The organism is Epilithonimonas sp. (assembly GCF_032054305.1).
Taxonomy (GTDB): domain Bacteria; phylum Bacteroidota; class Bacteroidia; order Flavobacteriales; family Weeksellaceae; genus Epilithonimonas.
In genome coordinates this window covers 183,408-202,507 of record NZ_DAMBSX010000003.1, presented here as the reverse complement: position 1 = coordinate 202,507, position 19,100 = coordinate 183,408, and the positions used below count along the sequence as shown (strand labels likewise).

The window sequence follows — 19,100 nt, the reverse complement described above, 5'->3', positions numbered from 1 at the left end:
AAAGTAGCCTTTGAAAAAACTTTTATCTATTACACTTTTATTCATTTTAAACTTCATTTTTTCTCAACAGATTGGAGGAAGAATTATTTCTGATTCTATATCTGTGAGTCAGGTTTTGGTTATCAATATTAATTCTCAGGAAAAAACTTATTCTGATTCTAAAGGGCAATTTTCGATTACTGCAAATATTGGCAATGAACTTCGGTTTATAAAATTGGGTTACGAACGTAAAGTGATTAATATTAAAAATTATAATGAATTACTCATTAATATAGAAAAATTAGCCATCGAAATAGAAGAAGTTGAAGTCAAGAAGCAATTGAGTGGAAATCTTCGCAAAGATTCTAAATTATTCGATGAAAATAAAAAGAAAGTCACACTTAATAATGATTTGAAGGTTTATTTTAAAGCGCCTTCCAGTGCAGAAATTTTGAACGCAAAATCCGGGGAATTTGTTCAGCCCGTTGGGGAAGGAATCAGTTTTGGGAAAATTAATAATAAATGGACGATAACGGATCTGGTAGAATGGCTTAGAGACAATCTGAAAGATGATTATTTTATTTCATTAGGGTTGAACTTTTCTGAGATCAATTCATTTTTATATTATTCGTTGCGGACCTTTAATACCAGAAATATTCTGAAATATGGTTTTTGTGATGAACAAGATATCGGGAATCTGAAACTTCACTTTGAAGAAACTTTTAAAAAATTCAGAAATAAATAGTTAATATACTTATAAATGTATTTCAATTAAGTATTTTTTATCTTTGCGGAAAATAACGATAATGAAAAGAATTTTATTCAGTATAAGTTTTTTGTCTGTGTTTTATTTTTCTAATGCCCAGAATCTTAAATTAAAGAATGATTTCAAACAACAACGTTTGGAAAACGAAAAGAAACTTGATCAATATTTTCTAAATAATACAGGAAGATATTCCGAAAAAGATAGAGATAGTCTCAAAGGCAGACTTGCTGGTTTTACAGGGTTTATACCAGTATTTTATTCGGCGGAAGAAACTGGAGCGAATGCAACGGCTAACGTTGATGAACTGCAAAACGGAACTGTGTCAGGCGTTTCTGCTATTACTGGAAATGGCATGAAGATAACAATCTTTGATGAGGGTAGAGTACACGATACTCATGAACAATTTACAACAACCCGGGCTGTAAATAAAGAAGCTTCTACCTTAGCAAAGAGTGCACACACTACGAATGTAACAGGTGTAATTATAGGTAATGGAACCGCCACGGGAAACTTCACCCAAAGCAGTGTCTCTTATCCAAAATCTAATGCAAAAGGAGTTTTACCTCAGGCAACTACAGATAATTATTTGTTCACGGCTACTGCTTTAGGTAATAATTTTGAAAAACTTACCAGCTTATCGGACCTCAATATTTCCAATCACTCTTATGGTGCTAATAATGGCTGGAACAAACCTGGAGCTGCTAATACATATTATTGGTATGGTAATTATGACTTTAGCCATCTGGATACTTATTCCGGGACATATGGTACCAATGACCAAAATTTTGATAAGATCGTTTATGCGCAACCTCAGCAGATCATTATAAAATCAACCGGCAATTATTATGGGATTGGTCCTAATGCGTCTTCTGTAAAATATAGATATGATACGGTCGCTGGGAATTGGGTGCAATTTGCTTCAGGAGATGAGCTGCCGCCTGCCAATTGTAGCCTTGGCTATAATTGTATAGGTTATGGTTCTTTGGCTAAAAATATTCTTACTGTGGGTGCTGTAAATCAATTGACCACCGCAGGTCAAAAATATACACAATCCTCTGATGTCGTAAAATATACTTCCGGAAGTGCTGGGCCAAGAAAAGATGGTGCTGTTAAACCAGATTTAGTGGCTGTGGGTGTGAATATGATCATGCCAAATTATACCTCTAATAGTGTCAATAATTCTTATTTGGTTTCTTTGGGTACTTCTTATTCTGCGGCAGTAGTCAGTGGAATTGCCGGAGCATTGACCCAGGTTCAAAGGAATTTACAAAGTAACAGTACATTTATTTTCAAAGCTGATGAAATGAAAGTTTTACTAACTCATACAGCCAATGAAGCAGGAAGACCTGGACCCGACGTTTGGTATGGATGGGGACTTGTAGATGCTAAGAAAGCTGCACAGGTGCTTGTAAATAGATTAACAGAGGACGCCGTTTTTAATAGAAATACGCTGCAGTCAGGAAATGTATTCACTAAAGAAATACAGGCTACAGGTTCGGAACCTCTAAAAATAAGTATCTCTTGGGTAGATCCTGCTGCCGTACCTTTTACAACAGATGATGATATGCAGAATAATCACGCTTCCAGGCTTGTGAATGATCTGGATCTGAGAGTAGTGGAGGTAAGTTCTGGCACAACTTATTATCCGTGGAGATTGGATATCAATGATCCTGCCGCAAATGCTACAACAGGAGATAATACCGTAGATAATGTTGAACAAATTGTCATAGATACTCCAACTGCCGGGATTTATAGAATAGAAGTAAGTAGCAAAAACTCTCTTGTTGATCAAGACGGAAATCCTGCTTCACAAGATTTTGCTTTGGTTGCAACTGGTACAAAGAAGATAGCTACTATGGCTGTTAATGATTTGAAAAAAGAAGAAGTCAAAATCTATCCGACAAGAACAAAAGATATTGTGAAAATCGAACTTCAAAACGAAGTAGAAAGAATTGCGGTTTTCGATACCAATGGAAGATTAGTTTTTGAAACTCAAGATAAAGAAAAATCTCAAACTATTAATTTGAGTCAATTCCCAAGTTCTGTTTACATCATCACAGTAAAAGCAAAATCAGGAATTATTTCTAAGAAGATTATCAAAGAATAATCTTATAACGATTTAAAATAAAAAAGACACCAAATCTAAGTTTGGTGTCTTTTTGTTTTATTGAAATCTTTTTATCTGATTAGATAGTAGATAACCTCAAAGTATTTGTTTTTCCTCCATTATTAACTGGCATCGCATTCAGATTCACTACAAAATCTCCTTGCTCTACAAAACCGTAATTATGGGTCAACATATTGACTTGGATCACAGTTTCGTCAGTAGATTTTTGCATGTCATAATAGAATGCTCTTACGCCCCACAAAAGATTCAACATCGTGATCACACGTCTGTTGTTACTGAAAACAATGATATGAGAAGAAGGTCTGTGTGCTGATATTTGGAAAGCTGTGTAACCAGAGCTTGTTAACGTTACAATTGCTTCAGATCCGGTAGATTTTGCAATATCAACAGCAGAACGACAAACTTTATCGGTAATGAATCTCTCATCCACACAATTGATCTTTTCTTCGATCACGTGGTTTAATTTTGCATAAAGTGGAGTTTGCTCGATATTCTTTACGATCTTCGCCATGTTTCTTACAACATCTACAGGATATTTCCCAACAGAAGTTTCTCCAGAAAGCATTACAGCATCAGCTCCATCTAATACAGAGTTGGCAACATCATTTACTTCCGCTCTTGTAGGAGTTAAACTGTTGATCATCGTTTCCATCATCTGAGTAGCAATGATAACAGGTTTGGCGTAAAGTCTTGCTTTGTTTACAAGATTTTTCTGAATAACAGGAACTTGCTCCATAGGAACTTCTACTCCCAGATCTCCTCTCGCAACCATAAGGCAATCACATTCCATCAAGATCTGGTCGATGTTTTTAACACCTTCCGGTTTTTCTATCTTAGCAATGATAGGGGTTTTTGTCTTATTTGTTGGATGTTTTGCCATCAATTCTTTTAGATCGATGATATCCTGTGCATGACGCACAAATGATAGGGCTATCCAATCAAACTCGTTATCGAGCATGAAGTTAGCATCCTCTATATCTTTTTCTGTAAGTGCAGGTAAAGAAACATTCGTATTAGGAAGGTTCACGCCTTTTTTAGAACTCAAAGGTCCGCCTTGTATCGTTTTGGCTCTTACTGTATCAACATTGTTGGTTTCGATAACTTCAAATACCAATTTTCCATCATCGATAAGGATTCTTTCTCCAACTTTTACATCCTGAGGAAACTTCTCATAGGTCATATAAACTTTTGTAGCATCTCCTTCCACTTTTTCATTAGTAAACGTCAAAACATCTCCCGGATTAAGGAATGAACCTTCTTTCACGACACCAACTCTAAGTTTTGGACCTTGCAGATCTCCCAAAATAGAGACGGAGTAGCCATATTCTTTATTGATCTCACGAATCAGATCAATGTTTCTTTTTACCAATTCGTAATCGGCATGTGAAAAATTTATTCTAAATACATCGCAACCAGCTTGTATCATCTGTATCATCGTTTCCTTGCTAGAAGTAGCAGGTCCCAGTGTTGCAATTATTTTTGTCTTTTTTAGGTTTTTATTCATAATATTGAATTAATTGATAAAGTTCCTCTTCAGAACTCAATGGATATTCCTGAATATGGAACGCGAAATTTTCCGGGAGCAAAATTAACGAAAAATCCCCAAATATATCAGAATTAATTAAAAGGTAATCCACATCTTCGTGTAGATTTAGTAAATATTTAATATTTGATTCATCTGAAAAAAGTAGATTTTGTGCTTTTTTTTCTACCGCCAGAATCGATTTGTTTGAAATAAAACTATAGCAGTTCTTGGTAGCTTTATCATAGGCCTGATATCTGGAAAAATAATAGTCAAAATACTCTCCTTTGACAAAGATATCACTGATCCTTTTGAATTGGAACTGATTGGCCTTATTAATGAAAAAAAACAATTCGTGCTCTGGGATTGGTCTTGTAAGCCTTATCAATCCAATGGAGATCTCTGTATGATCTACTTCAAGCTTAAGATATTGTTTTTTGATTTTCAATAATATTTTCTTTTTTGCTTAGCATATAAAAAGCCCTTTGAGCTGCTTTTTCTTCAGCTTTCTTTTTTGAGGTTTCTACGGCATTTGCAATTTTCTCATTTTGCAGCCATACATGACAACGAAATACAATTACTTTATTTGGCTGAAATTCCTCACAGGTCTCATATCTGATCGGAATCTTTTTCTTTTGGCTCCATTCCAGCAAAAGACCTTTGTAACTGATGATCTTGTTTTCCAGCTTATTAATGGTAGAAGGTGTAAGAATCCTTTCTAAGACTATCTTCTTGCAGAATTCATAGTCTATATCCAGATAAATAGCGCCGATCAATGCTTCCAGAAGATTGCCTGAAATATTCTCACTAAGGATGGTCTGGCTGATATCAGATTGCAGAAGATGACTAAGTTTTAGGTCATCACCTAATTTGTTAAGATTCTTTCTGTTAACAATCTTGGATTTCATCTGGGTAAGATAACCCTCATTTCCGTTAGGATATGTCTGAAAAAGATGACAGGAAATGATGGTTCCTAAAACAGAATCCCCTAAAAACTCTAGACGTTCGTAATTTTTTTTATTCGTGCTCTTCGAAGAAGACTTTAAAGAGAAAGCTTCTTTGAAAATTTCCAAATCATGGACGTTGTAGCCAACTATTTCTGAGATTTTTTTTCGAAAAATGATGTCTTTTTCCGAAAGTTTTATTCTGTTTTTAGGAAGGAATTTAGAAAAATAATTTTTCAACTCCATAAAAACATATTATATTTTTTTGAAAAGTACACAAGCATTATGTCCTCCGAAACCAAAAGTATTACTCATAGCGATATTAACGTCTTTTTCAACAGCTGTGTTGAAAGTGAAATTAAGTCTACTATCGATTTTTTCATCATCGGTAAAATGATTGATGGTTGGCGGAACAATACCGTGGATAATAGTGTGCAAAGCAGCAATAGCTTCGATAACACCTGCTGCACCCAAAAGGTGTCCGGTCATGGATTTTGTAGAATTGATCTGAATGTCGTAGGCATGCTCTCCGAATAATTTTGCGATTGCATTAGATTCTGCGATGTCTCCCAGTGGAGTAGATGTACCATGCATATTGATATGGTCTACTTCATCGGCAGTTACACCAGCATCTTCCAAGCAATTTTTCATTACTAGATAAGCGCCAAGTCCTTCAGGATGTGGTGCGGTCATGTGATGCGCATCTGCGCTCATTCCACCACCAGCTAATTCTGCATAGATCGTTGCTCCTCTCTGTTTTGCGTGCTCATATTCTTCCAGAATGATACAGCCGGCACCTTCTCCCAAAACAAATCCATCTCTGTCTTTGTCAAATGGTCTGGAAGCTGTTTTTGGATCATCATTTCTTGTAGAGAGTGCATGCATCGCATTGAAACCTCCCATTCCGCTTGCTGTAACAGCAGCTTCCGAACCACCACAGACAATGATATCCGCTTTGCCTAGATTGATCAGCATTTTAGCATCAATCAAAGCATTGGCAGAAGAAGCACAAGCAGAAACGGTTGTGTAGTTGGGACCATGGAAACCATATTCGATAGAAATGTTTCCAGGCGTAATGTCCGCAATCATTTTTGGAATAAAGAAAGGATTGAATCTCGGAATACCATTAGATTCAGCAAAACCGAGAACTTCTGCCTCAAAGGTCTCTAGACCTCCGATTCCCGATCCCCAGATAACACCTACACGATCTTTATTCACATTATCTTCGATAAGTCTGCTGTGAGCGATAGCTTCCCTTGCGGCAATTTGCCCGAACTGGGAATTTCTATCCATCTTTTTCGCCTCTTTTTTATCGAAATAATTGAGAGGGTCATAGTTTTTTACCTCGCTGGCAAACTTAGTTTTGAAATTAGTGGAATCAAAAAGAGTAATGGGAGCGGCTCCGCTCTCTCCTTTTTTAAGGTTTTCCCAGTATTCTTTCGCATTATTTCCGATTGGTGTAATGGCGCCAAAACCGGTTACAACTACTCTTTTTAATTCCATAAATTTTTTTCTGTCTAGATAATATTATTTATTTACAACCTCTTCGATGTAAGCAATAGCGTGACCTACAGTTGTAATTTTTTCTGCTTGATCATCTGGAATTTGAATGTTGAATTCTTTTTCGAATTCCATGATAAGTTCTACAGTATCCAAAGAATCAGCTCCTAAATCATTAGTGAAGCTAGCTTCTGGAGTTACTTCTGTTTCTTCAACGTCAAGCTTATCAGCGATGATAGCTTTTACTCTTGATGCAATGTCTGACATAGTATTTATTTTTAATTATGTTAATTTGGTGCAAATATATAAAATTTCAAATCAAATCAATTTTTTTTTAGTTTTTTAAACTACTTCTAAATCTATTCTTTTTATAATCAAATCTTTATATTTACTCTGTATAGGGTGCAAAATTTTGTTTATTTTTGCGACTTATTATATAATGATATTATGGAACATTTTCCTGATAATGACGATGATTTGTTCACAGGTAAAGACCACACACCTTTGAGGGCGGATGCTTTTGAGCTAAAGCCAGAAGAAAAAGTTAAGAAAATTGAAGGCCTTTTTGCTGAGATTATGCAAACTTTAGGATTGGATATGACAGATGATTCTTTGAAAGATTCTCCAAAACGTGTTGCAAAGATGTATGTGAACGAGATTTTTGGAGGTCTTCTTCCTGAAAATAAACCAGGTGTATCTACTTTCAAAAATCAGTACAAGTATCGCCAAATGCTGGTTGAGAAAGATATTACAGTTTATTCTTTCTGTGAACATCACTTTTTGCCGATTATAGGAAAAGCTCACGTTGCTTATATTTCTAATGGTGAGGTGATTGGTTTGTCAAAGATTAATAGAATTGTGGATTACTATGCAAAACGTCCACAGGTTCAGGAGCGTTTGACAATGCAGATTGTTGATGCGTTGAAAGATGCTTTGGGAACCAATAATGTAGCTTGTATTATCGATGCAAAACATCTTTGTGTGAATTGCAGAGGAATTAAAGATACAGCAAGTTCTACGATTACCGCAGAATTGAGCGGGATTTTCAGAACGAATCCAATTACAAGACAAGAGTTCTTGCATTATGTAGGAAGTCACGCAAAATTTGATTAAAAGTGATTCCTCAAATTATAAGGAAAAATATTAGCATAATTTCAGAAAAATTTAATCACGAAATATTTTATTCTGAAAGCTTATTGCTAATTAAAAATAATCTTAATTTTATTGAAATATTTCCATTTTCAAAAGAAAAAATATTAGTAAAATACAACATACAGAATGGTAGTTATGAAGTTGAAATTTTTACAGAGTATATTTATGATTTACTAATTAATATTTTTCATAGAAATGAGCTTAACAAGGTTGATTTAAATGAAGGAGATTTATTAAGTATTAAAGATTTAGAAGAAGAATTTATTGACATAAAAAAAATTGAGATCAAATTATTCGATTTAATGTCAAAAAATGCTCAGTATTATAATTTTGGTGGTAATAGAGTGTTGACTCAATACTATAAAAATACTTTAATATTAATAGATGATATTTGTTATGCAAAATCTAATGTAATAAACATTAATAATGATAAAATTTAAAAAACATTTGAACAAAATTTTCATAACAACAATTATCTGTTGTTGATGTATTGTATCAATATTTTAAATCATTTTATCACCTATAATTTATCATTAATTAAAATCAATGCAATTAAAAATATACAACTCGCTTTCAGGCGAAAAAGAAGTTTTCAAACCAATATTAGAAGGTAATATCGGGATGTACGTCTGCGGACCAACGGTTTACAGCAATGTGCATTTGGGAAATGTGAGAACTTTTTTGTCCTTCGATTTCATTTATAGGAGTCTTCAGTTTCTTGGCTATAAAGTCAGATATGTCAGAAATATTACCGATGCCGGACATTTGACGGACGATGGCGATATCAATAATGACAGATTCATCAAACAATCCAGATTGGAAAAATTGGAGCCGATGGAAATTGTACAAAAATATACGGTCGATTTTCATGAGGTTTTGAAGAAATTCAATTTGCTTCCTCCAACCATTGAGCCGACTGCAACGGGTCACATCATCGAACAGTTAGAATTAACAAAACTTTTGGTTGAAAAAGGTTTTGCTTACGAAAGTAATGGTTCTGTCTATTTCGATGTTTTGGAATACAATGCAAGAGGTCTTAATTACGGTGAACTTTCCCGAAGAAATATCGAGGAATTATTCGCAAATACAAGAGATTTGGATGGACAAGGCGAGAAAAAGAATCCACAAGATTTTGCCCTTTGGAAAAAAGCATCGCCGGAACATATTATGAAATGGCCTTCGCCTTGGGGAGAAGGTTTTCCTGGCTGGCATCTGGAATGTACTGCGATGAGCACCAAATATCTGGGTGACCAATTTGATATTCACGGTGGTGGAATGGATTTGAAATTCCCGCATCACGAATGTGAAATTGCTCAAGGGAAAGCTTGCAACGGCGTAGAACCTGTGAAATATTGGATGCACGCCAATATGCTGACAATGAACGGGCAAAGAATGAGTAAATCCACCGGAAATTACATTCTTCCAATGGAATTGATTACCGGAAATAACGATTTCTTTGAGAAGGCTTTTCATCCAAGCGTGTTGAGATTTTGCTTTTTACAAGCACATTATAGAAGTGTTTTAGATATTTCGAATGATGCGATGTTAGCCAGTGAAAAAGGATTCAATCGATTGATGGAAGCTGTGAAAATCCTTAATACTCAAGTTCAGGTAGAAGGAGTAGAAACGTCTTCTTTTGATTATAAAAATTGGAAAGAAAAGGTTTTGGAGGCTTTGACGGATGATTTCAATAGTCCGGTTTTGATTTCTCATTTATTTGAGGCTGTGAAGTTTATTTCGGCTTCAAAACTGGGTAAAGAAAGCATTTCTACAGAATATTATGAAGATTTGAAAGAATTCCTTAATTCTATTGTTTTTGATGTTTTAGGATTGGAAACTATTGAAGAATCTAATAATGATAAGCTAGACCAGACTTTGCAGGTTTTAATTGATTTGAGAAATCAAGCCAGAAAATCTAAAAATTGGGAATTATCAGACCAAATCCGTGACCAACTTCTTGAAAAAGGAATTGAGCTGAAGGATGGACGAGAGGGAACAACTTATGTACTGAATTAAACAGAGAAAAACCAAATATTATAAACCTTTCATAAAAATGGAAGGTTTTTTTGTGGAATTTAATCTTGTATTCTAAAAATAAGTAACTTAGTCATAATAATTTAAAATATCAACTATGAAAAAAACTTTATCTTCTTTATTAATGTTGTCAATCGGAACATTAGCTTTTGGACAGCAGGATTTGTTGGCGCTCACAGGCAAAGAAACCTCGAATATTGTTTTTCAGGATTTCAGAGCTTTGGATTCAAGAAAAGGAATGACACAGAAAGTCATTTTATCGGCATCAGAACAGCCAATCGTATTTTCCACAAAACAAAACCGCGAGATTACCGAGGACAAAAAATCGAATGGCAATGCGCTCGCCAATCAAATGGCAACGTTAGCCGTAGATTCAAGAGGGAATTTAATTTATATGCCGTTGTTTTCTTCTAATATTTATGTCCTCGATTCCAAAACAAAGAATGTGATTCTGGTAGAAAATAATCTTTCCAATCCCACTTCTTGCGACACAGGTTCGCAGTTTTCAAGAATGACAATTGGAACAGACGGAAACGTTTATGCACTTTCTAATTCCGGTGCTCAGCTTTTGAAGGTTTTTTATAAAGACGGAAAATATTCGGTCACAGATTTGGGAATCGTGAAAGATGATTCCGGAAATGGAGAAAATCTGTTGAGCAAAATGCAAACAGGTTTCGGAGGCGATATGATTGCGGATGATAATAACAATTTCTACATTTTCTCAGCTTTTGGAAGTGTCTTCAAAATGTCTTTGAATGATATGAAGGCGAAATTCATAGGAAAAATAAAATCTTTGCCTAACAATTTTTCAATTAATGGCGTTGCGGTTAATTCTGAAGGAAAAATCATTTTGGCCAGTGCAAAAGGCGGCGTTTTCCATACTTTGAATCTCGAAACTTTGCAGGCAGAAAAGATGAACAACAATCTGGATATGCCAGTTTATGACCTCGGAAGTTCTTATGTTTTGAAATCTAATAAAGTTGCGATTGATATTAATAAAAATGATATTTATCCGACAAAAGTTTCCGAAGGTTTTGTGAATGTCAGAATCGCCAATAACCAAAAAGGAAATGCCAATGTGAAAGTTTACAACGCTTCTGGGAATTTGGTTTATAATCAAACAATTACCAATATTTCCAATTCTGAAAACCGAATTGGATTAGATAAATTAATTTCCGGTGTTTATGTGGTAAATGTAGAATCCGAAAATGGTAAAACCATTGTTTCTAAGAAAATCATTGTTAAATAGTTTACTTTTAATCATAAATAATTTAAAAATACGGTTAACGAAAGTTAAACCGTATTTTTATTTTAGCAAAGAAGTTTATTTTTGAAAAAACTAACAGCGTTTGAAACGATTTTTACAGATTTTTTTCGTCATTTTATCGAGTTTTATCTTTTCTCAGAATATTTCAGGAAATGTAATGTCAGAGGATGAAGTGTTGATTCCCAAAGTTTTGATTGTGAATATGTCCACTAATCAAAAAACGTATAGCGATTCTTATGGGAAATTTTCTATCAATGCGAATATGGGAGACGAAATTCGGTTTGCTAAAGAAAGTTACAAATTAGGAAAGATGGTAATTACCAATAATAATTTTCAAGTAGTCAAATTGGAGAAAATTCCACAAGAGATAGAGGAAGTAAAAATCATCAATAAAAATCTTGCGGAATCTCAGGAAGAAAAACTCAGAAAAGATATAGGATTACCAAAAGGGCCGGAAAAACCTCGTGAAAAACCAGCTGATGCGGTTGATGATATTGTAAAACCATTGATAAGAATTCCTCCAATGGTGAATGTTCAGGCAATTTATGATGTTGTTAGCGGAAAGTCAAAACGTCTAAGAAGACTTTATAAATATGAAGATCTGCAGGAAGGTTTGGCTTGGATTCATAATAATATTGATCTACAATACTTTTCAGAAGCTGGAATACCATCAGAAAAATTCAATGATTTTCTGATGTTTGCTTTGAAAGACGAAAAAGTTCTGATGTATATGAAGGCCAAAAACATTGGCGGAATTACAGTTGCGCTGGATAATAATATTAATGCTTATTTAGAAAGGATTACGAAAAAATGATTTTTTTACGGGAATATTATTTGTAATTCAATAAATCGTTAAATTGCATCAATATTAATAGACCTTAATAAATGAAACTATACTTTAGTGTTAACTTCGGAACAAAAGTTGGCCAGCGACTCGTTTTGCGCCTGTTTGAGGGCAAGACAGAGCATCGTGACTACAACTTAGACTATTCCGAAAATAACAACTGGACGACCGAACTGGATTATTTTTCCAAATCAATTCTTTACAAATACCTTTTGGTAACCGAAGATGGGGAAGTTTTGGACGAAGAGATTCCTTTCCACAAACTGGATTTTCCGAACAGCTTCAAAGAATTTGTAATTTTTGACCAATGGAATCTTAAAAATTTCCCTGAAAATTATCTGACCAACAAAATCCTTCACAACCGTTTGCAAGGATTTCAACCTGCAAAATCAGCGGTTGTCAAGAAACATACTCATCTTTTCAGAATAGAGGCGCCACTTTATCATCCGAATTGGCAATTGGTTTTAATTGGGAATGTAGATGCTTTGGGAAATTGGGATTACGAAAAGGCAATCGAACTGAATGAAACCGATTATGGTGTGTGGGAAACCGGCGTAGAAATCAATTCTCATCAAACGATTCTTTACAAATACGCAATAAAAGATAAAAATACAGGAAAAATTTTTTACATAGAACCTAGCGAAAATCGTTGGGTTTTCGGAAATCCGAACAACGATATTCTTTATGTGAAAGCAGACCATTATTTCAAATTCGATAATCATACGCTTTGGCATTCTGCAGGCGTTGCAGTTCCAGTTTTCTCTTTGAGAACGGAAGATGGTTTCGGAGTTGGAGAATTTCCGGATATCAAAAAGCTGGGAGATTGGGCTAATGAAACCAAATTGTCTGTAATTCAGATTTTGCCAATTAACGATACAACTGCGAATTACACTTGGACAGATTCTTATCCTTACGCTGCGATTTCTGTTTATGCACTTCATCCGCAATACCTTTCGGTTGAGAAATTAGAATATGCTTTGCCAAAAGATTTGGCTGAAGATTATCGAGCGAAAAAAGCAGAACTGAATGCATTGTCTTTGATTGATTACGAGCAGATGATTTCCGGGAAATGGAAATATGCAACAGCTGTTTTCGATGCGAACAGAGACATAATTCTTAAAGATAAAAACTTCAAAAAATTCATTAAAGATAATGAGGAATGGCTGATGCCTTATTCCGCATTCTGTGTTTTGAGAGACAAATACAAAACTCCGAATTTTAATGAATGGAAGACTCATAAAAAATATGTAGCGGGAAAAGTAGCGACACTTTATTCTCCGAAACATAAAGAATATGCTCCACTGATGCTTCACGCATGGATTCAGTATCAGTTGCATCTGCAGTTACAAGACGCTGTAGAATATCTTCATCAATTAGGGATTTCCGTAAAAGGAGATTTGCCAATTGGGATTTATAGATATTCTGTAGAAGCTTGGACAGAGCCTGAATTATTCGGAATGGATTTCCAAGCTGGTGCACCGCCAGACCAATTCTCGGATTTGGGGCAAAACTGGGAATTCCCGACCTATAATTGGGAAGTGATGAAAGCAGACGGCTACCAATGGTGGAAAAAACGTTTCAAAGTCCTCGAACAATATTTTGATGCGATGAGAATTGACCACATTCTTGGCTTTTTCAGAATCTGGAGAATGCCGATTTCTGCGACTCAAGGTTTGTTAGGCTATTTTTATCCGGCGCTTCCTGTTACAGAAAAAGAGTTTGCTGACAGACAGATTCCGTTTAACTTTGACCGTTATGTGAAACCATTTGTGAATGACCCGATTCTTTGGGAAAACTTTGGAGATGCGAAAGATAAAGTTCAGAATCATTTCTTCGATAATCATCATAACGGCGTTTATACTTTCAAAACGGAATTTGATACGCAGAGAAAATTAACCGATTATTTCAAGAAAGAATCTTGGGATTGGGCAGAAGAAAAATTGATTTCTCTGGCCGGAAATGTTTTATTCTTAACTGAAGAAACAGAAAACGGTGTTGTTTATCATCCAAGATTTAATATTGCTAAGACTACCTCTTACAAATATCTTCCTGACTGGGAAAAAGCGAAACTGAATGATGTTTACAACGATTATTTCTTCAAACGTCAGGATGGACTTTGGTATCAGAAAGCAATGGAAAAACTTCCAGCTTTACTGAATTCTACTACGATGTTAATTTGTGGTGAAGATTTAGGATTGGTTCCGGATTCAGTTCCGGTTGTAATGGATAAATTGGCAATCACCGCTTTGAAAGTTCAAAGAATGCCTTCAGAAAATATTCCTTGGTATGACCCGAGAAATGTAAGTTATCTTAATGTCGTTACTGCTTCTTCTCACGATAGTTCTACGCTTAGACAATGGTGGCACGAGGATAGAAATTTGACTCAAAAATATTTCAATAATCAATTGGGGCAATATGGAACTGCGCCTTGGGATTTGTCTCCGGAATTGTCAGAAATGATAATGAAACAGCATCTTTATACCGATGCAATGTTAGCGATTTTCCCGATTCAGGAATTTTTGGCGACTGACCAAGAATTGATGAATCCAAATATGTACGAGGAAAGGATCAATAATCCTGCGGTTTTCCCACATTATTGGAGATACAGAATGCACCTGAACTTGGAGGATTTGAAAACTAAAGACAGATTCAACCAAAAAATTGCAAGCTGGGTTGAACATAGTGATAGATATTAATCCAAAAAAAATAAAATTAAAAGCCTTTCAAATTTTTGAAAGGCTTTTTTGTTGAAAATTATTAGCTTGATTATCAGTGTTAAATTTGATTTTGAATTGAATTTTAATTCGAAATCTAAATTTTCGTTTAACTTTTATTATCCGTCAATATCCAAAAGACAGAAAGTTTCATTTCAAGGAAAAAATGAATTTTCGAACTTAATTTTTAAAATAAAAGAAAATGAAAAAGATATTTTTAACGCTTGCGATTATTTTTGGTGGACTGGTTTCAGCACAAGATTATTACGATACTTACCCAACCGAATATAACGGCTACGAATATTATGATAACTCTTACGATTATCCGGACGATTATTATTACAACTATCCAACGGATTATTACCCAGACCAATATTACCAAGGTTATTATAACGATTACCGAAACGCGGTTTTCTCTGTGAACTGGAATCAGTTTTTTGTACAATACCGTTTGAGCCCGTTCCAAATCAATCAGATTATGATGCTGAATAATCGTTTTGCTTCCTACGATGCTTGGAACTCATATTACAGATGGAATCCGGACAGATGGTATTATGATAGATTCTATGCTTTGCAAAATATCCTTGGTCCTAGAATCTTTGTAGTGTATCAAAATAATTATTTCCGTGGTGCGAGTCCTTTTGTTTATTACAGAAACCGTTGCGTCAATTTCTACGCAAGGCGATATCCTGTAAGACCAGTTTATAGAAATGTGAATATCAATATTTACAAAGTGAACCGAGGAAATTTCAGAGAAGGATTTAGAGAAAATGTCAGAAATCAAGGAATGATAAATCCAACCAGAAATAACGGAATCAGAAATGATAATCCAAGAAGTGGTTCAAATGGAAATAATTGGGGAGGAATCCGAGGTTCTGAAAATAATGGCATCAGAAATCAGCAAAATGGAGGAATTAGACCGAATGAAAACGGTGGTGTTAGAAATGAAAATGGAGGAATCAGAAATTCTGGTGGAACAAGAGATAATAATTTTGGAGGAATAAGAAGCGGAAGTAAGTCTGATAATGTAAGAAATCAACCTTCTCCAAACATTAGAAACGAAGGCAATGGAATCAGACAAAATCAAAACTCTGAGAGAAAGATTGAAACCAGAAATAATAATCAACGAAATTCTACTCCGAAGTCTGAAAACAACAGCAGAAACTCTGGAATGAGATTCACTTCTAGATAAAATTAAGATTTAACAAAAATTTATAATATCAATAACTTAACATTATAAATTATAACAAATCAAACCAACAGATAAAATTTATAAATATTAAAATCAAAAAAATGAAAAAATTAATTTTAAGCGCAGCGTTTCTTGGACTAGGTGTTTTCGGATTTGCGCAAACTACAGTAAAAGCAGACTTTTCACAGAAAAAAGCTGAACGTTTACAGCAAATGAAACAAGAGTTGAATCTTACTGATGCTCAAGTTGCACAGATCAAAGCTTTACACGAATCCAAAGCGGCTGAGAGAAAGCAAGAAATGACAGCCAAAAAAGAAGACAGAATGCAGAAGATGAAAGAAAATGAAGCTGAAATGCAGAAAATCTTGACACCAGAGCAATTCAAAAAATTCCAAGAGTTGAAGGCTAAAAAAATGGCAGAAAGAAAAGCTCAATTCAAAGACAGAAAAAAAGCTGATGCCACAGTTGTGAAATAAGTTTTTAGTTAGTGATTAATTTCAGAGAGAGTCGTTATTTTTTAACGGCTCTTTTTTTTATATTTGGATTTTAAAGTTAAAATTTCATAAAAAAATAAATAAAGTTATGGTTACCGATAAAATTGCTAAACTTATCAATGAACAAATTACAAAAGAACAATATGCCGCACAATATTATCTATCTATGTCTGCTTGGTTTTCTAGTAAGGACCTTGATGGAATTGCGAATTACTTTCGAGTTCAGAGTAAAGAAGAATTGATGCACGCAGATAAAATGTTTGATTATTTGAACGATGTAGGAGGAGAAATTGTAATAGGAGAGATTCCAAAACCACCACACGAATTCGAAAATGCAATCGATATTTTTGAAAAAGCTTTGGAACATGAAAAAATCGTGACGAAAAGTATTTTTAATATTGTTAAAAATGCCAATGAGGAAAGTGATTTTGCGACAACATCTTTTTTGCAATGGTTCATCAATGAGCAGGTAGAAGAGGAGGCTAGCGCATCTCAGTACGTTACAAAAATAAAAATGGTTTCCGATAATCCATCAGCATTATATCTTTTTGACCAGGAATTGGCGCAAAGGGTTTTTGTTCCAGATACGACCAATTAATTTCTTTTACAAATAATGAAAAAACTAATAACCCTATTGGTGTTGATATCTGTTAAGATGTTTTCACAGAATTATGGTATTACAAACATACCGCCCGAACTCGTAAAAAATGCAGATGTAGTTGTAAGAAATTATGAACAGAAATCTGTTGTGAATTCGGTGAGCCAAGTGGATACTCATTTCACAAAAGTTTTGACGATTATGAACAAAGCTGGAGATGGTTATGGCATTTTGAAGATTCCTTATGACAAAACGAATCGGGTAAGTGATATCAAAGTGAGAACTTTTGATGCTTTTGGGAAATTATCTAAAACCTATTCCAAAAAAGATTTTTCAGATTTCTCTTCTTCGGAAGGATTCGAGTTGTACACAGAATCCCGAATGTTGTATCTCAAAATCATTTCCACAACTTATCCTTTTACGATTGAATTGAATTATGATGAAGATTCTTCTGATACAGCGTTTCTAAATCCTTTTGTTACTTTTTATGGTTACAATACCGCAATAGAAAAATCATCTTACAGTTTTGAAAACAAATCTGGAATCAAATTAAGACGTAATATAAAAGATACGGATTTCGGTAAAATCACTTTCCAGGGAGATGATAATAATTTTTCTGTTTCTTACAATAATATTCCGGCTATCTTAGAAGAAAAATATTCTCCCAACCCAATGACCTTGATGCCGAGAGCAGAATTTGCTTTGGATAATTTCACACTCAAAGGTAAGAAAGGGGATATGTCCAATTGGCAAAATTTTGGAAAATGGTATAACGAATTGTTGGAGCCAGCATCTAAAATCACACCAGAGATTCAGCAGGAAGTTAATGCGCTGAATCTCCAGGGAACTACAGAGGAGAAAGTCAAAACCATCTATCAATATATGCAGAACAAAACCAGGTACGTTTTTGTGGCATTGGGAATTGGCGGATGGCAACCTATGTTAGCGGAAGATGTGAGAAAGAAAAGTTATGGCGATTGTAAAGCATTGACCAATTATATGCGAGTTCTTCTGAAAGCTGCAGGAATTCCTTCTTATTATTCCGTAATCTATATGGATGAAACACCGAAGCTTTTTGATAAAGATTTTCCAAGAATGGACGGGAATCACGTGATTCTTTGTGTGCCAACAGAAAAAGGAAATATCTGGTTGGAAAATACATCCCAAAGAATAGCGTACAACCATTTGAGCTATCGCACAACTGATAGAAATGTGGTGATGATAAAAGAAAATACGGCAGAAATTGTAGATACTCCAAAATCCATAACAGAGAATAATAAGGAGATTTTAAGAATCAAGGCCAATATTTCAGCGGATAATAATTTGGATGTTACATCTAAGTTTTCTTATTCAGGAGGTTTATATGATATGTCGATGCCAATTTTGTCTTTAACACCTGTGGAACAAAAAGATGTTCTGAAACATCGTTATGATAATCTTCAGTTTTCCAATATCGACATTCAGAATCTGATCAATGATAGAGATAACGCTAATATCAATTTTGATTTTAATTTCAAGGCAGCCAATTATTCCAAATCTTTAGGCTCGGATATTTACTTCAGAGCGATTCCTTTTATAGATTCGGATTTTTATTTGGAGGATTCTGAAAGAAAGTTACCGATAGAGATTCCTTTTGGATTCACAGATGACTATGAAATAGAATATACAATTCCGGAAGGCTACAAATTCGCAGAAAATCCAATGCCTGCCAAAATAGATTCAGAGTTCGGGAATTTTTCGATGGAGTTTATTCCACAGGACAAGAAATTATTGATCAAAAGAAAATTCATGTTGAAGAAAGGCGTTTTCCCGGCTGATAAGATCTCTGATTATATCAAGTTCCGAAAACAGACCAATAAAATAGACCATACAAAAATACTTATAACCAAGATTTAATATCAATAACAACTTATGAAAACTTATTTATCAATCCTTATATTATTAGTTTCAAATTTATATTTTTCTC

General features: G+C 34.6%; 17 protein-coding genes. 12 read left to right on the top strand and 5 right to left on the bottom strand.

Annotation, left to right across the window (positions count from 1 at the left end):
* Nucleotides 1-10: 10 nt before the first annotated feature.
* Entirely contained in the window at nucleotides 11-724 is a 714-nt protein-coding gene (locus tag RTX21_RS07765; protein ID WP_312766642.1) for a hypothetical protein, read from the top strand.
* A gap of 61 nt (nucleotides 725-785) precedes the next feature.
* Complete coding sequence (locus tag RTX21_RS07760; protein ID WP_312766640.1) at nucleotides 786-2,852, top strand: S8 family peptidase; 2,067 nt, start codon at nucleotides 786-788, stop codon at nucleotides 2,850-2,852.
* 79 nt (nucleotides 2,853-2,931) lie between these two features.
* Here RTX21_RS07760 and pyk read toward each other — a convergent pair whose 3' ends face one another.
* From pyk to RTX21_RS07735, 5 genes are read right to left on the bottom strand one after another with little or no spacing between them, the layout of a single operon-like run.
* Nucleotides 2,932-4,377 carry a pyruvate kinase gene (pyk, locus tag RTX21_RS07755; RefSeq protein ID WP_312766637.1) on the bottom strand — a complete coding sequence of 482 codons (1,446 nt, stop codon included), beginning with the start codon at nucleotides 4,375-4,377 and terminating at the stop codon, nucleotides 2,932-2,934.
* Complete coding sequence (locus tag RTX21_RS07750) at nucleotides 4,370-4,843, bottom strand: IPExxxVDY family protein (RefSeq protein ID WP_312766635.1); 474 nt, start codon at nucleotides 4,841-4,843, stop codon at nucleotides 4,370-4,372. The genes pyk and RTX21_RS07750 overlap by 8 nt, the downstream gene beginning before the upstream one ends.
* Nucleotides 4,818-5,585, bottom strand: a complete 768-nt coding sequence (gene rnc / locus RTX21_RS07745) for a ribonuclease III (protein WP_312766633.1) — start codon at nucleotides 5,583-5,585, stop codon at nucleotides 4,818-4,820. The genes RTX21_RS07750 and rnc overlap by 26 nt, the downstream gene beginning before the upstream one ends.
* A 9-nt stretch (nucleotides 5,586-5,594) precedes the next feature.
* Nucleotides 5,595-6,842, bottom strand: a complete 1,248-nt coding sequence (gene fabF, locus RTX21_RS07740) for a beta-ketoacyl-ACP synthase II (protein WP_312766631.1) — start codon at nucleotides 6,840-6,842, stop codon at nucleotides 5,595-5,597.
* Nucleotides 6,843-6,866: 24 nt separating this feature from the next.
* A complete protein-coding gene (locus RTX21_RS07735) occupies nucleotides 6,867-7,106 on the bottom strand; it encodes an acyl carrier protein (protein ID WP_002976354.1) in 240 nt (79 codons plus the stop codon).
* 180 nt (nucleotides 7,107-7,286) lie between these two features.
* On the opposite strand from RTX21_RS07735, the gene folE reads away from it, so the two are divergent.
* The 10 genes from folE (at nucleotide 7,287) to RTX21_RS07685 (ending at nucleotide 19,030) form a co-directional block, all read left to right on the top strand.
* Nucleotides 7,287-7,952 carry a GTP cyclohydrolase I FolE gene (gene folE, locus RTX21_RS07730; protein ID WP_312766629.1) on the top strand — a complete coding sequence of 222 codons (666 nt, stop codon included), beginning with the start codon at nucleotides 7,287-7,289 and terminating at the stop codon, nucleotides 7,950-7,952.
* A 2-nt stretch (nucleotides 7,953-7,954) separates the two neighbouring features.
* Nucleotides 7,955-8,431 carry a hypothetical protein gene (locus RTX21_RS07725; protein WP_312766628.1) on the top strand — a complete coding sequence of 159 codons (477 nt, stop codon included), beginning with the start codon at nucleotides 7,955-7,957 and terminating at the stop codon, nucleotides 8,429-8,431.
* 106 nt (nucleotides 8,432-8,537) lie between these two features.
* Entirely contained in the window at nucleotides 8,538-10,007 is a 1,470-nt protein-coding gene (gene cysS / locus RTX21_RS07720) for a cysteine--tRNA ligase (protein WP_312766627.1), read from the top strand.
* A gap of 115 nt (nucleotides 10,008-10,122) precedes the next feature.
* The gene (locus tag RTX21_RS07715) at nucleotides 10,123-11,274 is read left to right on the top strand and encodes a T9SS type A sorting domain-containing protein (protein ID WP_312766626.1); all 1,152 of its coding nucleotides are present in this window, start codon (nucleotides 10,123-10,125) and stop codon (nucleotides 11,272-11,274) included.
* Nucleotides 11,275-11,374: 100 nt separating this feature from the next.
* Complete coding sequence (locus tag RTX21_RS07710; RefSeq protein WP_312766625.1) at nucleotides 11,375-12,106, top strand: hypothetical protein; 732 nt, start codon at nucleotides 11,375-11,377, stop codon at nucleotides 12,104-12,106.
* 71 nt (nucleotides 12,107-12,177) lie between these two features.
* The gene (locus tag RTX21_RS07705) at nucleotides 12,178-14,832 is read left to right on the top strand and encodes a 4-alpha-glucanotransferase (protein WP_312766623.1); all 2,655 of its coding nucleotides are present in this window, start codon (nucleotides 12,178-12,180) and stop codon (nucleotides 14,830-14,832) included.
* Between the two features lie 220 nt (nucleotides 14,833-15,052).
* On the top strand, nucleotides 15,053-16,042 hold the full coding sequence (locus RTX21_RS07700) for a hypothetical protein (RefSeq protein ID WP_312766621.1): 990 nt from the start codon (nucleotides 15,053-15,055) through the stop codon (nucleotides 16,040-16,042).
* A gap of 101 nt (nucleotides 16,043-16,143) precedes the next feature.
* Complete coding sequence (locus RTX21_RS07695) at nucleotides 16,144-16,518, top strand: hypothetical protein (RefSeq protein WP_312766619.1); 375 nt, start codon at nucleotides 16,144-16,146, stop codon at nucleotides 16,516-16,518.
* Between the two features lie 106 nt (nucleotides 16,519-16,624).
* On the top strand, nucleotides 16,625-17,134 hold the full coding sequence (locus tag RTX21_RS07690) for a ferritin (RefSeq protein ID WP_312766616.1): 510 nt from the start codon (nucleotides 16,625-16,627) through the stop codon (nucleotides 17,132-17,134).
* Between the two features lie 15 nt (nucleotides 17,135-17,149).
* Nucleotides 17,150-19,030 carry a DUF3857 domain-containing protein gene (locus tag RTX21_RS07685; RefSeq protein WP_312766614.1) on the top strand — a complete coding sequence of 627 codons (1,881 nt, stop codon included), beginning with the start codon at nucleotides 17,150-17,152 and terminating at the stop codon, nucleotides 19,028-19,030.
* Nucleotides 19,031-19,100 lie beyond the last annotated feature (70 nt).

What these genes read in the sequence shown, in the direction of transcription:
- RTX21_RS07760 (WP_312766640.1), top strand. Translation starts at nt 786, where the DNA reads ATGAAAAGAATTTTATTCAGTATAAGTTTTTTGTCTGTGTTTTATTTT.
- pyk (WP_312766637.1), bottom strand. Translation starts at nt 4,377, where the DNA reads ATGAATAAAAACCTAAAAAAGACAAAAATAATTGCAACACTGGGACCT.
- rnc (WP_312766633.1), bottom strand. Translation starts at nt 5,585, where the DNA reads ATGGAGTTGAAAAATTATTTTTCTAAATTCCTTCCTAAAAACAGAATA.
- fabF (WP_312766631.1), bottom strand. Translation starts at nt 6,842, where the DNA reads ATGGAATTAAAAAGAGTAGTTGTAACCGGTTTTGGCGCCATTACACCA.
- RTX21_RS07735 (WP_002976354.1), bottom strand. Translation starts at nt 7,106, where the DNA reads ATGTCAGACATTGCATCAAGAGTAAAAGCTATCATCGCTGATAAGCTT.
- folE (WP_312766629.1), top strand. Translation starts at nt 7,287, where the DNA reads ATGGAACATTTTCCTGATAATGACGATGATTTGTTCACAGGTAAAGAC.
- cysS (WP_312766627.1), top strand. Translation starts at nt 8,538, where the DNA reads ATGCAATTAAAAATATACAACTCGCTTTCAGGCGAAAAAGAAGTTTTC.
- RTX21_RS07715 (WP_312766626.1), top strand. Translation starts at nt 10,123, where the DNA reads ATGAAAAAAACTTTATCTTCTTTATTAATGTTGTCAATCGGAACATTA.
- RTX21_RS07705 (WP_312766623.1), top strand. Translation starts at nt 12,178, where the DNA reads ATGAAACTATACTTTAGTGTTAACTTCGGAACAAAAGTTGGCCAGCGA.
- RTX21_RS07700 (WP_312766621.1), top strand. Translation starts at nt 15,053, where the DNA reads ATGAAAAAGATATTTTTAACGCTTGCGATTATTTTTGGTGGACTGGTT.
- RTX21_RS07695 (WP_312766619.1), top strand. Translation starts at nt 16,144, where the DNA reads ATGAAAAAATTAATTTTAAGCGCAGCGTTTCTTGGACTAGGTGTTTTC.
- RTX21_RS07690 (WP_312766616.1), top strand. Translation starts at nt 16,625, where the DNA reads ATGGTTACCGATAAAATTGCTAAACTTATCAATGAACAAATTACAAAA.
- RTX21_RS07685 (WP_312766614.1), top strand. Translation starts at nt 17,150, where the DNA reads ATGAAAAAACTAATAACCCTATTGGTGTTGATATCTGTTAAGATGTTT.